The organism is Arthrobacter nitrophenolicus, from assembly GCF_000332815.1.
Taxonomy (GTDB): Bacteria; Actinomycetota; Actinomycetes; order Actinomycetales; family Micrococcaceae; genus Arthrobacter; species Arthrobacter nitrophenolicus.
In genome coordinates this window covers 1-14,175 of sequence record NZ_AOFD01000081.1, presented here as the reverse complement: position 1 = coordinate 14,175, position 14,175 = coordinate 1, and the positions used below count along the sequence as shown (strand labels likewise).

At 68.0% G+C, this 14,175-nt stretch carries 13 protein-coding genes; 3 read left to right on the top strand and 10 right to left on the bottom strand.

All coding sequences use genetic code 11. The annotated features are described in order from the left end of the window. Nucleotides 1-96: 96 nt before the first annotated feature. From G205_RS19240 to G205_RS19200, 10 genes are read right to left on the bottom strand one after another with little or no spacing between them, the layout of a single operon-like run. Nucleotides 97-771: an SDR family NAD(P)-dependent oxidoreductase gene (locus G205_RS19240; RefSeq protein ID WP_009359478.1), complete on the bottom strand. Its 675-nt coding sequence runs from the start codon at nucleotides 769-771 to the stop codon at nucleotides 97-99. After that, nucleotides 768-2,009, bottom strand: a complete 1,242-nt coding sequence (locus G205_RS19235; RefSeq protein WP_009359477.1) for a sialidase family protein — start codon at nucleotides 2,007-2,009, stop codon at nucleotides 768-770. Before G205_RS19235 ends, G205_RS19240 begins: the two co-directional genes overlap by 4 nt. 2 nt (nucleotides 2,010-2,011) lie before the next feature. Next, nucleotides 2,012-2,800 (bottom strand): HpcH/HpaI aldolase family protein, encoded by a 789-nt coding sequence (locus G205_RS19230; protein WP_009359476.1) that lies wholly within the window; start codon nucleotides 2,798-2,800, stop codon nucleotides 2,012-2,014. 41 nt (nucleotides 2,801-2,841) lie between these two features. Then, nucleotides 2,842-3,831, bottom strand: coding sequence for an aldo/keto reductase (locus tag G205_RS19225; RefSeq protein ID WP_009359475.1), 990 nt, complete (start codon nucleotides 3,829-3,831; stop codon nucleotides 2,842-2,844). A 36-nt stretch (nucleotides 3,832-3,867) separates the two neighbouring features. Beyond that, the gene (locus G205_RS19220; RefSeq protein WP_009359474.1) at nucleotides 3,868-4,701 is read right to left on the bottom strand and encodes an ATP-binding cassette domain-containing protein; all 834 of its coding nucleotides are present in this window, start codon (nucleotides 4,699-4,701) and stop codon (nucleotides 3,868-3,870) included. Continuing rightward, nucleotides 4,698-5,156: an ATP-binding cassette domain-containing protein gene (locus G205_RS23560; RefSeq protein ID WP_268743687.1), complete on the bottom strand. Its 459-nt coding sequence runs from the start codon at nucleotides 5,154-5,156 to the stop codon at nucleotides 4,698-4,700. Before G205_RS23560 ends, G205_RS19220 begins: the two co-directional genes overlap by 4 nt. Further along, complete coding sequence (locus G205_RS23555; RefSeq protein ID WP_052014202.1) at nucleotides 5,126-5,608, bottom strand: ATP-binding cassette domain-containing protein; 483 nt, start codon at nucleotides 5,606-5,608, stop codon at nucleotides 5,126-5,128. The genes G205_RS23560 and G205_RS23555 overlap by 31 nt, the downstream gene beginning before the upstream one ends. A gap of 1 nt (nucleotide 5,609) precedes the next feature. Continuing rightward, nucleotides 5,610-6,533 (bottom strand): ABC transporter permease, encoded by a 924-nt coding sequence (locus G205_RS19210; protein ID WP_009359473.1) that lies wholly within the window; start codon nucleotides 6,531-6,533, stop codon nucleotides 5,610-5,612. Next, a complete protein-coding gene (locus tag G205_RS19205; protein ID WP_009359472.1) occupies nucleotides 6,530-7,465 on the bottom strand; it encodes an ABC transporter permease in 936 nt (311 codons plus the stop codon). Before G205_RS19205 ends, G205_RS19210 begins: the two co-directional genes overlap by 4 nt. A gap of 3 nt (nucleotides 7,466-7,468) precedes the next feature. Continuing rightward, nucleotides 7,469-9,043, bottom strand: coding sequence for an ABC transporter substrate-binding protein (locus G205_RS19200; protein WP_009359471.1), 1,575 nt, complete (start codon nucleotides 9,041-9,043; stop codon nucleotides 7,469-7,471). A gap of 189 nt (nucleotides 9,044-9,232) precedes the next feature. Here G205_RS19200 and pdxA point away from each other — a divergent pair, with 189 nt between their 5' ends. The 3 genes from pdxA to G205_RS19185 all read left to right on the top strand — a co-directional run. Next, nucleotides 9,233-11,632, top strand: a complete 2,400-nt coding sequence (pdxA, locus tag G205_RS19195; protein WP_009359470.1) for a 4-hydroxythreonine-4-phosphate dehydrogenase PdxA — start codon at nucleotides 9,233-9,235, stop codon at nucleotides 11,630-11,632. Nucleotides 11,633-11,714: 82 nt separating this feature from the next. Next, nucleotides 11,715-12,488: a DeoR/GlpR family DNA-binding transcription regulator gene (locus G205_RS19190; protein ID WP_009359469.1), complete on the top strand. Its 774-nt coding sequence runs from the start codon at nucleotides 11,715-11,717 to the stop codon at nucleotides 12,486-12,488. Nucleotides 12,489-12,729: 241 nt separating this feature from the next. Beyond that, a partial coding sequence (locus G205_RS19185) for a S8 family serine peptidase (protein ID WP_152419636.1) occupies nucleotides 12,730-14,175 on the top strand: 1,446 nt, incomplete at its 3' end.

Genomic DNA, 14,175 nt, shown 5'->3' with positions numbered 1-14,175 from the left:
CCGCTTCAGCGTCCCCGCACCGTTCCGGCGTTTTGGGGTTTCGACGGGCGTAATTTCGACAGGTTCAGGCTTCGACAGGCTCAACCCCCGACTGAGCTATAGGGAGGCGCCGCCGCAGATCACGTAGTTCTGGCCGGTGATCGACTTTCCGTGCGGGCCCAGGAGGAACGCGGCCAGGGCAGCCACATCCTCCGGGTCCACCAGGGCACCGAGCGCCGGCATTTTCACGGGAGTGGCGGCGCGGCCGGGATCATTCAGCATCGGGGTGTCGGTGGGGCCCGGGGAGAGCACGTTCACGGTAATCCCCCGCGGTGCCAGCTCCTGCGCCCACGTCCGGCCCAACCCCATCAGCGCAGCTTTGGTGGCGGCGTAGTGGCTCTTGCCGGGCATCCCCGTGGAGGTGCGGCTGCCCAGCAGGACGATGCGGCCGCCGTCGGGCATGGTGGGCACCAGCGCGTTGGCCAGCACGGACGCCGCAGCTACGTGGACGGTGAACATACCGGACAAAGCAGCCGGGTCCAGTGACCCAAGATGGGCGGTCCGCTGGAACCCGGCGGCGTGCACCAGGGCATCTGCCGGCTCGAGCGAAGAGACCGCGGACGCCAGGGACTCCGGTTGAGAAAGGTCGGCCTGCAGCCACTCGAACTTCCCGTCCAGGGCGGACTCACTCCGGCTCAGCCCGGTCACCTTCCACCCGTCCGCCAGCAGCCGCTGGGCTATGGCCTTGCCGATGCCCGAGCTGGTCCCTGTGACCACCGCATGCCTGGTCATGCGTCCCCGCCGGGAGTGGTGGTGCCGTCATAGGCCCACTGCGGGTCCACCCGGACGAACTTGATGGCCTGCCGGAAGTACGTGTACGCGATGTTCAGGGCGCCGTCCGGGCCCTGGTGGATGGACGGGTAGGAGTATTCCCGGTTGAGCCCGTCACGGGAGTTGTTGGACAGGCAGTACCCGTCCCCCACGTCCAGGTTCCGGCGGATAGGCCATGTGCGGCCGGAGTCCTCGGAGATGGCCAGCGTCATGGGCGAGCGCGGCGTCCCCCAGAAGGCACGCTTGACGCCGTCGTCCTCGGAGAAAGCTGCAGCGTCCGGTTCGGCGACCTGCCCCTGCTCGTCCGCCAGACCGTCGTCGTCAATTTCGTCGTAAAGGGACAGCCGCCGCTCGGTGCCCTCCCCAGCCCGGCTGTGGTTGTAGACCAGGGCCAGGCGGCCGTCGGCGAGCGCGGTGAACTGGATGGAGGAGTTGTTGTTCGGCAGCTCGGTGGGCACCGGTTCGCTCCAGGTGGAGCCGTCGTCGGTGGAACGGGATTCGTAGATCGAGTCCGCCCAGCGGCTGCGGAACAGGGCCAACAGCGAGCCGTCGGCCACGGGCTGGATGTTCATGTGGACGCAGCCCAGGCTGCCCGGCAGGACATGCTCAGTCCAGGTGGCGCCTCCGTCCTCGGAGATCATCACGGCGCTGTCGTCGCTGTTGCCCACCCATTTCTCCCCCGGCGTGGTGATGCAGCGGAAGATGGGCACGATCAGCCGGCCGGACGGCAGCACCACCGGGAGCTGGCGGACAAACACGCCGCCGGTTTCGTTCGCGGGGAACAGCGTTTCCACCTCACCCCAGGTGCGGCCGCTGTCCGTGGATATACGACGGCGGACCTCGGCGGTGTCCTGGTTGCCCGCCTTCTGCGCGGTGTACAGCAGCCAGAGGGACTTGTCCGGCGCGGTGAAGAGGATGGGGTTCTGCTCGGAGCGGGTGGAGTCGTCGGAGAGCTGTTCCGGGGAGGACCACTGGCTGCTGCCGGGTTCCAGGGCGGAGAACCAGATGGAGATGTCCGGCACGCCTTCCTGGGTGCCGCCGAACCAGACGCAGCCCAGCCGGCCGTCCGGGAGGGTGAGCAGGTTGGCGGCGTGGCTTTGCACGGTGGGCGCGGGCAGGTAGGCGAAGTCGGCGCCGTCGGCCCGCTTCACCTGGCCGTCCGGGGTGATGGTGCTGTAGTTGTCCGTGGTGGTGGTCATGGTTACTGGTCCTTGGAGGTATCGGAGCGAGCGGCGTCGAGGTGAGACTTGGCGATCTGTTCCAGGTGCGTCAGGTCGGAGGCGACGGTGGTGAAGGTGTAGCCCTGCTGCAGCCGCTGGTTGGCCACGGTTCCGGCGGGTGTGTGGATGCCGGCGGCGATGCCCGCGGAGGCGGCGGCCTCGGCGACAGTTTCCAGGGCTGCGTTGAATTCGGCGTCGACGGCGGGATCCCCGGGGAACGCCCCTCCCACCGCGATCGCGAGGTCGGACGGGCCCACGTAAATGCCGTCCAGGCCCGGGGTAGCGCAGATTTTCTTCACGTTGGCCAGGCCCTCGGGCGTCTCGATCATTGCGAACACCAGGGTGGTGGCGTTGGCTTCGGCCGGCATGGGGCCGATCCGCAGGGCCGAGCGCATCGGCCCGTACGAGCGGCCGCCCAGCGGCGGGTACTTGGCGGCCGCCACTGCGGCGGCGGCGTCCTCGGCGTTGTTGATGAGCGGGACGATGACGCCCACGGCCCCGGCGTCCAGTGCCTTGCCGATGGCAGTGAAGTCGTTGGCCTCCACCCGGACCATGCCGACGGCGGTGTGCCCGGCGTCGATGGCCATCAGCCCGTTGAGCACGCCCGAGTAGCCCAGCAGGCCGTGCTGCGCGTCCAGGGCCACGTAGTCGTAGCCCAGCCGGCCGATGCGTTCGGTGGCCACGGGCGCGTCCAGCACCGCCCAGTAGCCCACGGCCTGTTCACGGGCGCGGATCTTGCGGGCGAATTCGAGGGCCAGTTCGGAGGTCATCAGAGTCCTTCAGTCAGTTCGGTTCAGTCAGTAAGAAAGTGTCAGCGGTTGTAGGCGGGCATCGGTCCGCGGAGCGAGGTGCCCACGGCGTCGCAGGCTTCCACGACGTCGGCCGGCAGCGGCCCGTTGGCCACGGCGGCGATGTTGGCGCGGAGCTGTTCCACCTTGGATCCGCCCAGGAGCATGGAGCCCACGCCGTCGCGGTAGGCCAGCCAGCGGAGGGACAGCTCGGCCAGGGTAACGCCAGCGCCGTCAGCGATCCTGGACAGCTCGCCGATCGCGTCGAACAGCTGCTTGTCCCAGTACCGCTGCGTGTACATGGCGGCCAGCTTGGAGTCGCCGTAGCGGCCCTCGGTGGGCTTGGCGTCGAAGCTGTGCTTGCCGGTGAGCAGCCCGCCGCCCAGGGGGTTGTAGACCATGGTGTGCACGTTGTGGGTGGACGCGAACTCGAGGTATTCCTCCTCCAGCCGGCGGGCCACCAGGTTGTACAGCTGCTGCGCGACGACGGGCCGCGGCGCTCCCACGTCGCGCGCCGTGTGGATGACGTCGGCGATCTGCCAGGCGGCGAAGTTGGACACGCCCAGCGCGCCGATCTTCCCCTCGGCAACCAGTTCCGCCACCGTGGACAAGGTGTCAGAAAGAGGCGTGGCGCGGTCCGGCTGGTGCAGGTAGAACAGATCAATGCTGTCCGTGCCCAGCCGGCGCAGGCTCCCCTCCACGCTGGCCCGCAGGCCTGCGGGCGAGAGCGGCGAATGGGAGCCGTGGTCCGCATGCGGCATGCCGGCCTTGGAAGCCAGGATGACGCCGTCGCGCTTTCCCTTCAGAAGCCGCGCGAGCATCTCCTCGGTGACTCCCCCGACGTAGGCGTTGGCGGTGTCGATGGTGGTGATGCCGGCGTCGAGCGCCTCCTCCACCATCCGGCCCGCTGTGGCTTCGTCGGCGGTGTCACCGAAGGTCATGGTTCCCAGGACCAGCCGGGAGATGGGGAGTTTCAGGCCGTCCACCTGGGCGTCTTCGGGCTGCGTGCTCATGCGTTGATTCCTCGTGGTTGCGTTCGTTCGGGAAGGTCAGTTGGACTGGTTTGCCAGCGCCAGGGAGCGGACAATGTGCCGCGGCTTCAGGCCGGTCATGGTGGAGGGGTCCAGGGCCGCGCGGCGGAGCTTGCGGGTGTAGTCCTCCTTGGGGGCGGTCAGGACGGACTCGGTGCTGCCGAGTTCCACCAGCTTGCCGCGCTGCATCACCATGACGGTATCCCTGATTTCCTGCACCACGCCAAGGTTGTGCGAGATGAATACGTAGGTGATGCCGGTTTCGTCCTGGATGGACTTCAGCAGCCGCAGCACCTGCGCCTGCACTGACACGTCCAGGGCGCTGGTGGCCTCGTCGCAGACCAGCAGTTCCGGCTTGGAAGCAAGCGCCCGGGCGATGCCGATGCGCTGGCGCTGCCCGCCGGAGAACTCCCCCGGGTGCTTATCCAGGGACCGGACGGGCAGACCAACCTGGTCAATCAGTTTCGCGGCCGCCTTATGCCGCTCAGCCTTCGACCGGACACCCTGCAGCTTCAACGGCTCGGCCACGATCTCCTGCGCTGTCATGTGCGGGTCCAGGGAGCCATACGGGTCCTGGAAGACCATCTGGAACTTGGAGCGCATGGGCCGCAACCTGGACTCGCTCATCGACGCGATGTCCGTGCCGTCGAGGACGATGCTGCCACTGGTGGGGGTCACCAGCCGCATGAGTGCCTTGGCCACGGTGGATTTGCCGCAGCCGGATTCACCCACCACGGCAATCGTCCTGCCTTTGTCCACGGAGAACGAAACGTCGTCAACGGCCCGGAAGGTCCCGCCCGGCACGTGGTAGTCCACTACGAGGTTGTCGACGGCGAGGAACGGCTTGGTCATGGCTTGGCTCCGGTCTGGGTGAGAGCTGGGTTCGTCGTGGCGGAGTGTCCGGCGGAAGGCGCGGCGGGCGTTTCGTCCCAGGGCCCCAGCACTGGAACGGCGGACAGCAGTGTGCGGGTGTACTCGGTGGCGGGATGGTCCACGATCTGCTGGACTTCACCGGACTCCACGAAGGAGCCGTCCTTCATCACGTGGATGCGGTCCGAGATAAGGCGGGCCACGCCAAGGTCGTGCGTGATCATCAGGATGCCGATGCCGCGCTGTTCCTGCAGTTCCAGCAGCAGGTCCAGGATGCCGGCCTGCACGGTGACGTCCAGGGCGGAGGTGGGCTCGTCCGCCACCAGCAGCTGCGGCTCGCTGGCCAGCGCGATGGCGATCAGCACGCGCTGCAGCATGCCGCCGGAGAGCTGGTGCGGGTACTTCTTCAGCTGCTTCTCCGGCGTGGGGATGTGCACCTGCTCCAGCAGGCGCACGGCCCGGGCCTGCAGCGCGGCCTTGTCCTTGGCCGGCGCGGCGCCGGCGATCCGGATGGCCTCGAACAGCTGGCTGCCGATCGAATGCACCGGCTCAACGCCGTCATGGGGTCCTGCGGAATCAGGGCCAGGGTCTTGCCGCGCACCTTGTCGATGGCCTTGGGATCGGCGGAGATATCGACGCCGTCAATCACCACGGTGCCCGACAGCACTGCCAGGTCCTCGGGCAGCAGGCGGAGGATGCCCATCGCCGTCGTCGACTTGCCGGAGCCGGACTCGCCGATGATGGTGACCGTCTCGCCGCGGTGAATGCTGAAGCTGACGGCGTCCACGGCGCGGATGATGGCCGTGTCCGTGATGAGCTCCACCTGGAAGTCGCGGACCTCCAGCAGCGGCTGCTCGGTGAATTTCGGCTGCTCAGTGGAAGTGTTCATGTCAGGCACCCTTCTTCTTGCGGCGGGGACGGTCGCGGAGGCCGTCACCCAGCAGGTTGACGCCCACCACCATGAGCACGATCACCAGGCCGGGCAGGGTGACCATCCACCAGGAGGTGGTGATGTAGTCCTGGCCGTCGGAGATGATGCGGCCCCAGGTGGCGAAGGGCCGCTGCGGGCCGGCGCCCAGGAAGGACAGCGCGGACTCAAGCAGCACAGCCTGGGCCAGCAGAAGGAGCACCACCAGGGTGGCCTGCTTGATGACGTTGGGGATGATGTGCCGGAGCAGGATCTGGATCTTGTGCAGGCCCAGGATCCGGGCGGCCGAGACGTACGGCTTCTCGCGTTCCACCAGCACCATGGACCGGGTCAGGCGGGCAACTTCGGGCCATTGCGCGATGGCGATCACGAAGGTGATCACCGGGATGGAGGGGCCGAACAGGGCCACCACCAGCAGCAGCATCATCAGCAGCGGCAGGGACATCTGGGCTTCGAGGAGGCGGGAGACGATGGTGTCCACCCAGCCGCCGTAGTAGCCGGCCGCAGCACCGAGGATCACACCGATGGCGCCGGAGACCAGGACGGCCAGCAGGCCGATGGTCAACGAAACCTGGCCGCCGTGCAGGACACGGGACAGGAGGTCGCGGCCCAGCTGGTCGGTGCCGAAGAGGTGCCCGTCGGTCAGCGGCGGCAGCCGCCGTGCCCCGAGGTCCTGGAAGTTGGCATCCGGCAGGGGCAGCACCTGGGCCAGGATGATCGGGATGATCACCAGCAGGGTGCAGACGGTGCCGATGATGAGTTTCCGCTGGGCGGATTTACGACGGCGGGTGGCACCTGCCTTGGCGATGTCCGCCTTGGTCACGGCGCTGGGGCTGGGCTGCCGGGCCGGTGTGCCGGCTGCGGGGGTTGCGGTGTCGAGGCTCATGCTGTGGCCGCCTTTCCAAGACGAACGCGGGGATCAAGGAGCGGGTAGGCGAGGTCGATGAGCAGCTGGACAGCCACCGCCAGCAGCGCGGTGATAAGGACCGTTGCCTGGATGAGGGGGTAGTCGCGGGTCTCGAGGGCCCGGACGATCAGGGAGCCGACGCCTGGCCAGGCGAACACCACCTCGACGACGACCACGCCGTTAAGCATCGCGGCGAACCGGGTGCCGAGGGCGGTGAAGACGGGGATGGCTGAGTTGCCCATGGCGTAGCGCCACGTGAGGAGGGAGCTGCGGACGCCGCGGGAACGGGCCACCGTGAGGTACGGGGCGGCGAAGTTGTTGGTCATCTCGCGGCGGACCATGCGGGAGATCAGGGCGATCTGCAGGATGGCGATGGTGATGGTGGGCAGGACCAGCCCGCCCCAGGTGGCGAAACCGGACGCCGGGAAGATCGGGATCAGCACGGCGAAGCCGGTGAGGAGCATGATACCGGTCCAGAAGTCGGGCATGGACTGCCCGGCGATGGTGAGCACGTTGACCCCGAATTCGCGGCCGGTGTCAGGACGGCGGGACATCCACACACCCAGCGGGATGGCGACGACAGCGGTCAGCAGGATCGCCGACGTCGCCAGCGTCAGGGTGTAGGGCATCCGCTCAAAGACCACCTGCATGGCCGGGGCCTGGAACGAGTAGGACTGGCCCAGGTTGCCGGTGAACAGCTGCTGGATGAAGATCCAGTACTGCTCCAGCACGGGCTTGTTCAGGCCGAACTGCTCCCGGACCGCGTCCAGCTGTTCGGTGGTTGCCAGCGGGCCGGCGTAGGAAACGGCTGGATCGCCCGGGGCCATGCGGATCAGGATGAACACGGTGGACACCGTGAGGAACACGGTCAGCAGGCCCTGTCCGATGCGCTTGAGGATGTAGTTCGTCATGGCTTAGGCCTCCAGCCGGGCGTCGACGAGCGGGTAGGAGTTGGTGGGTGCCAGGTTGATGCCGGACACGCGTTCCCGGTGGGCCAGGACGGACTTGGGCACGAACGCCCAGGCGCACGGCCAGGTGTCCCAGATGGCCTGCTGCGCGACCGCCAGCAGTTCCTCCCGGCGGGCGGGGTCAACCTCGGAGGACGCGGCCTGGATCTTGGCCTGCACCTCGGGGAAGACATAGCCCTGGTAGGTGTCGCGGGTTGCTTCCTTTTCCGGGGTGCCGGCGTACATGCCCTGCATCATGGTGATGGCCAGGCCGGTAGGGCTGGAGAAGCCGTTGCCGAGCAGGTCCCAGTCGCCCTGCTTGCCCTGGCGCCAGGCCAGGATGTTGCCGCCGGGTTCGAATTGCTGCAGCTCGGTCTTCACGCCGATGTTGCCGAACATCTCCACCAGGGCCTCCATCACGGAGGTGTCGGACGCGAACTCGCCGGTTTCCCAGATGATCTTCAGGGTGAGGTCCTTGACGCCGAGCTCAGCGAGCCGGGCCTTGGCCTTCTCAGGATCGTAGGTGTAGGTGCCGGTCTTGTGGTATCCGGTGAGGCTGCCCGGGGTGACGCCTTCGGCGGCGCTGACGGAGTCCACCAGCACATCCTTCACCAGCGCCTCGCCGTCGATTGCCCAGCTGAGGGCCTCGCGGACGCGGACATCGGCCAGCGGGTGGCCGGCGGGCTTGCGGAAGTTGTAGAAGATCTGGTTCAGGCGGAGGCTGGATGCCTCCTTCATTTGAACACCGGGGAGTCCGGCGAGCTGTTCGCGGGAGTCGGGCGTGATGGAGTCGATGATGTCCACCTCGCCGCTGCGGAGGGCGATGACCCGGCTGGATTCCTCGGGGAGGAACCGGACTTCGACGTTTTCGACCTCGGGCTTCGGGCCCCAGTAATTCTCGTTGCGCTGCAGGCTGTAGGTGCCGGCGCCGCGGTTGAACTTGGTGACGACGTAGGGGCCGGTGCCGACGCCTTCCTGCAGTTCCTCCGGCTTGTTCTGCGCGGCCGGGGTAATCAGGATCATGCTCATCAGCGAGTCCAGGATGGGGACCGGGTTCTTGGACACCATCTTGAAGGTGCGGTCATCCACCGGGACAACCTCGGGGAATTCGGGGAAGAAGCCGGCCACGAAGGAGCCCTGCACCTGCTTGTACATCTGCAGTGCGGTGGCCACATCCTCGATCCGGACCGGGCTGCCGTCCGAGTAGCGGATGCCCTCGCGGAGCGTGACAGTCCATTCGGTGGGGCCGGTCATTTCGAAGCGTTCGGCCAGGACCAGGATGGGCTTGGTTTCGGGGCCGATGGCGGTGAGGCCCTGGCGGACCGAACGCTGCACGGTGACGGCGGCGTCGAACTGGTTGAGCTTGTTGTCCAGGCTGACCAGGGACCGGTTCAGGGCCAAAGTCAGGGTGCTGGGTCCCGGCAGACCGGTGGGGCCGGCGCAGCCGCCCAGGCTGCCGGTGCCCAGCAGAAACCCGGCGGCCGCGCCGAACTGCAGCAGGCGGCGGCGGGAAATCTCACTTCCTTGAGGAAGAACGGTCATCGTTGACCTCTCGGTAGATCGGGGACGGCGGGTGGCCGGATGGCTGCGCCGAATGTTGTGTCCATCACTTTGCCACCCCTGCGCAAATTGCGCAACCCATCTAGCGTGATTCGCGCAACCGTGTCATGATGTTAGGACTCCCGCTGATCCGGCGGGGTTCCCGCCAGCTACGAACGCGAGAGGAGCAATGTGGCTTCCGTATTTGTGCAGGCCGACGATTTCTCCGGCGCCGCCGAGGTTGGCTTCTGCTTTGCGCAGCACGGACTGCGCACACAGCTTTTGCTGGGCGCCGCGGTCCCGGATGAAACTTACGACGGCGGCGCCTCCTTTACAGGGCCCGTTCCCGACGTGGTGGTGGCCGATACGCATTCCCGCGGCCTTCCCGGCCCCGCTGCCGGTTTGCTGGCGAAAGATGCGTTCCTGAGTCCCTCGGCATCGGGCGCGCAGGTGATGTTCAAGAAGATGGACTCCCTGTGGCGGGGTAACGTGGGCGCAGAGATTGCGGCGCTGACCAGCCTTGGCTTCCATGCCGTCGTTGCGGGGGCGCTCCCCCAACTGCAGCGCTCAGTCCGGACGGGCCGGCCTTTTGTTGCCGGCACTCCCTTGGCCGAGACAGACCTTTGGCACGCGGAACAGTCGGCACCGCCGGCCGACATTCCATCGCTACTGCGCCCGGAGAATCCGGGCGCAGTCAGGACCATGAACCTGGACGGGGTGCGGTCAGGCAGTGCGCCGTTCCGTCTGGCCGAGCTGTTGGAGGGCGGCCAGCCCGCCCTGGTGGTGGCCGACGGCGAAATCGTCAAGGACCTCGAACAGGTGGTGGACGCCCTGCTGGAACTCAATTTCCAGACGGGTGGCCGCCGCATCGTGCTGGTAGGCACCGGCGGCACCGCCGACGTGCTTGCCGAACGCCTCGCCGCGCAGCATGGCACCGGGCGCTTTGCGCACAACGCGCAACCATTGACAGCAGCGGAGGCAGCCACCGCGGAACAGCAAGGAACCGCGTGGCCGGTGCTCGCCGTCGTCGGCTCCGCGTCCGGAACCGCGCAGGCGCAGCTGGCGCAGCTGGAAGCGCAGGGCTTCAGGGTGGTCCGGCTGCACCCGCAGTACGCCGGTGCCATCGGGGCCTACGCTCCCCAACTGGCCCAGGTTATAGACGATCTGAAGGCAGGTAACCGCGTCGTCATCACGTTGGCGGCCCAAAAAGTGGACCCGTCTGCATCAGCGCGGATCGTGCAGGCACTGTCGAAGTTCGCCGCCGAGGCAGCGAAGGCTGCGCCCACTGACCTGATCCTCACCGGCGGTGAGACGGCCCGGGAAGTCCTGGATGCCGCCGGGCATCACAGCCTGGTGCCGCTCGCGGCCGTGCAGCACGGGGCGGTGCTCAGCCGCGCCGACGACGGAACGCTGGTGGGCACCAAGCCCGGCAGCTTCGGCGACGCCCTTGCACTCCTTCAGCTTTACGACGAAATCCGGAAGCATCGCGGCCGCCCAGCGGACGCTTCCGCCAACACCCTTCCCCGAACCACTTCCATAAACCCTGGAGCAGACATGACAACCCCCGCAACCACCAGCACCGAGCAGAACTCCCTCCCTTATGTCGCCGTCACCATGGGCGACGGCGCCGGTGTGGGCCCGGAAGTGGTGGTGGCCGCCGTGCTGGATCCGCAGAGCAACGCCGAGTGCCGGCCCGTGGTGATCGGCGACGCGTTGCGCCTGCGCCAGGCCGCGGACATCCTGGGTATCCAGGCCGACATCCAGAGCATCGAGAACGTGGAAGACGCGGTGTTCACGCCGGGCCGGGTGAATGTGATCGACCTGGCGCTGCTGCCGGAGGACCTGCCGTGGGGGCAGCTCTCCGCGGTGGCCGGGCATGCCGCGTACGAGTACATCCGGGTGGCCAGTGAGCTGGCCATGGCCGGGAAGGTGCAGGCCATCTGCACGGCGCCGCTGAACAAGGAGGCGCTGCACGCTGCCGGACACATCTTCCCCGGGCACACCGAACTGCTGGCGCACCTGACCGGGACGGAGGAAGTGTCCATGATGCTCTCCAGCCCCAAGATCCGGGTGATCCACGTGACCACGCACATCGGCCTCATGGACGCCATCCGCAAGATCAACCCGGACCTCGTTGAGCGCACCATCCGTCGCGGGCACGAAGCTCTGGTCCGCGCGGGCATCCCGAACCCGAAGATCGGCGTCTGCGCCATCAACCCGCACGCCGGCGAGAACGGCCTGTTCGGCCAGGGCGAGGAAGCTGAGAAGATCGAGCCGGGCGTGAAGGCGGCGCAGGCGGACGGAATCAATGCTGTGGGCCCGCTGCCCGCGGACACGCTGTTCTTCCTGGCCGGCCGCGGCGACTACGACCTGGTGGTGGCCATGTACCACGACCAGGGCCACGGCCCGGTGAAGGTGCTGGGCATCGAGGCCGGCGTGAACATCACCGTGGGCCTGCCCGTAATCCGCACGTCCGTGGACCACGGCACCGCCTTCGACATCGCCGGCAAGGCGATCGCGGATTCCCGGTCCATGGTGGAGGCGCTGCACCAGGCGGCGGAGATGGCCACGAGACCTGCCCCCGTTGGTTGAGCCTGTCGAAACCAATTGATTGGGGGCCGGAACTAGCATGGGTAGCACTGCCACGGCCATGCCCACGGGAAGGAGACCGGGAATGCTGTCCGCAAACGCGCGGCGCGAGGAGATCTACCACCTCGCCGTCACCACCGGCCTCGCCTCCGTGGAGGAGCTGTCCGCCCGGTTCGAGGTCACCGCTTCCACCATCCGCCGCGACCTTGCCCTCCTGAACTCACAGGGCCGGCTGGCCCGCACCTACGGCGGCGCCATGGCGCTGGGCGCGCACCCGGAGGCGTCGCTGCGGCAGCGCACCGGTGAGGCGTTCGAACAGAAGCACGCCATCGCCCGCTGGGCGGCGGCCGTGGTGCAGCCCGGGGAGAACATCCTGCTCGACGCCGGCTCCACCGTGGGTGCCCTGGCGCACGAGTTGCGGGGGTTCGAGAAGCTGTCCGTCACCACGCCCGGGATCAACACGATGCAGGAGCTGGCTGAGTCTGCGGGCATCGAGGTGGACTGCCTGGGCGGCCGGCTGCGGAGCCTCTCGCAAAGCTTCGTAGGTCCCCTGGCCGAGGCCGCGCTGGAGCGGATGAGCTTCGACCGTGTCTTCCTCGGCGCCGACGCCGTCACCGCCGAGGACGGCATCTGCGAGGCGGATCACGCCCAGACCCGGCTCAAGGAGCTCATGGCCCGGCGCGGCCGCGAGGTGTATGTGCTGGCGGACTCGTCCAAGCTCGGACTCCGGCCGTTCCACGCGTGGGCCCGCCTGGCGCTCCCGTGGACCTTGGTGACGGACGACGGCGCCGACCCGGTCCAGGTGCAGAAGTTCGGCGACGCCGGGGTGCAGGTGGCGATGGCGCCGGTCGAAGGTTGAAGGGTTGAAACCCGCGCCCGTGGGTAATACTTCCACTGGCTCCAGTCGTAAGATGGCAGCGTTTCGGCGCTGGTTTCCTGAAAGCTTGCGCTGGGACTAGGCTCCGGGCTCAGCCGGAGCCGCTGGGGGGAATAGACAGAGGGCGTGGCCAGGGGAAGTTTCTCCCGGCCCGGCCGGGCACATCCTGCGTATCCGTGCGCGCCTGTTCACCCCAGGACGCATCGGTTATTAGGAGATCCCAATGTCATTCCCTCAGCGATTTGGAAGCTCTCTTGGCGCGGTGCTGGCGGCCGTTGCTGCCGTGGCCCTGGCAGCCCAGCCCGCCGCCGCAGCCATTCCGACGGCGGCAAAACCGGAGGTGCCGCCGCCTGCGGACAGCGGCAGGTACCTCGTCAGCTTCAGCACAGGAGCCGACGTGGCCCAGGAGGCCGCGTCCCTGCGGTCCCAAGGTGTGCAGGTAGGAAGGACCTTCTCCGCGGCGGTCCGGGGAGCCGCGGTGACAGCCACCAAGGCACAGGCAGCTGCACTGGCCCGCTCGCCCCGGGTGGCCGCCGTCGAACCGGATGAGCCGGTCCAGGTTTTCGATACGCAGCAGCCCGCGCCGTGGAACCTGGACAGGGTGGACCAAACCAACCTTCCGCTCTCCGGCACCTTCACGCCCCCGTCCTCCGGGGCCGGCGTCCAGGCCTACGTCGTCGATTCCGGCGTCCTCGCCCAGCACACCGAGTTCGGGGGCCGGGTAGCGGCGGGCTGGACCGCCGTCGCCGACGGCCGGGGCAGCAGCGACTGCAACGGCCACGGGACCCACGTTGCCGGGATTGTCGCCGGCCAGACCTACGGGGTGGCCAAGGCCGCCACCATCGTCCCGGTCCGGGTCCTCGACTGCAACGGCAACGGGTACATGTCCGATATCGTGGCCGGCCTTGACTGGGTCGTGTCCCATCACCGCGCGGGCACTCCCGCCGTGGCCAATCTGAGCCTGGGCGGTCCCGCGAGCACCATGGTGGACTCCGCCGTCCGCGGCGTCATGGCTGACGGCATCACCGCGGCCGTGGCCGCCGGAAACTCCGGAGTGGACGCCTGCAACAGTTCACCGGCGCGGGTTGCCGAAGCACTCACGGTCGCTGCGAGCGACTCCTCTGACCGGCAGGCCACCTTCTCGAACCACGGCGGCTGCGTTGACCTGTACGCGCCCGGCGTCGGCATCACGTCCGCCATCCATTCGTCCACCACCGCCGCGGCAACAGTCAGCGGCACGTCCATGGCGGCTCCCCACGCCACGGGCGCGGCAGCAGTCATCCTTTCCCGGATTCCCGAGGCCACACCGGCGGAGGTGACAGCCGAGCTGTCCTCCACGGCCACCCCCGGCGTCATCAGCAACGCGTCGGCCGGCACGCCGAACCGGCTGCTCAACATCGGTGCGGTGCCCGCCCCGTTCCCGGCAGCACGGGATTTCACCGGAGACGGGAAATCGGACCTGCTGGCCCGCGATTCCGGCGGCACGCTGTGGACCTACCCGGGCACGGGCACCGGCCTGTTCGGCTGGCGCGTCGCAGTGGGTGACGGCTGGAATGTCATGACTTCCATCAGCGCCGCCGGGGACCTGACCGGTGACGGCCTGCCGGACCTCCTCGCCCGGGACTCCGGCGGCACCCTCTGGACGTACCCCGGCACCGGCAACGGCCTG

What these genes read in the sequence shown, in the direction of transcription:
- G205_RS19240 (WP_009359478.1), bottom strand. Translation starts at nt 771, where the DNA reads ATGACCAGGCATGCGGTGGTCACAGGGACCAGCTCGGGCATCGGCAAG.
- G205_RS19235 (WP_009359477.1), bottom strand. Translation starts at nt 2,009, where the DNA reads ATGACCACCACCACGGACAACTACAGCACCATCACCCCGGACGGCCAG.
- G205_RS19230 (WP_009359476.1), bottom strand. Translation starts at nt 2,800, where the DNA reads ATGACCTCCGAACTGGCCCTCGAATTCGCCCGCAAGATCCGCGCCCGT.
- G205_RS19225 (WP_009359475.1), bottom strand. Translation starts at nt 3,831, where the DNA reads ATGAGCACGCAGCCCGAAGACGCCCAGGTGGACGGCCTGAAACTCCCC.
- G205_RS19220 (WP_009359474.1), bottom strand. Translation starts at nt 4,701, where the DNA reads ATGACCAAGCCGTTCCTCGCCGTCGACAACCTCGTAGTGGACTACCAC.
- G205_RS23555 (WP_052014202.1), bottom strand. Translation starts at nt 5,608, where the DNA reads ATGAACACTTCCACTGAGCAGCCGAAATTCACCGAGCAGCCGCTGCTG.
- G205_RS19210 (WP_009359473.1), bottom strand. Translation starts at nt 6,533, where the DNA reads ATGAGCCTCGACACCGCAACCCCCGCAGCCGGCACACCGGCCCGGCAG.
- G205_RS19205 (WP_009359472.1), bottom strand. Translation starts at nt 7,465, where the DNA reads ATGACGAACTACATCCTCAAGCGCATCGGACAGGGCCTGCTGACCGTG.
- G205_RS19200 (WP_009359471.1), bottom strand. Translation starts at nt 9,043, where the DNA reads ATGACCGTTCTTCCTCAAGGAAGTGAGATTTCCCGCCGCCGCCTGCTG.
- G205_RS19190 (WP_009359469.1), top strand. Translation starts at nt 11,715, where the DNA reads ATGCTGTCCGCAAACGCGCGGCGCGAGGAGATCTACCACCTCGCCGTC.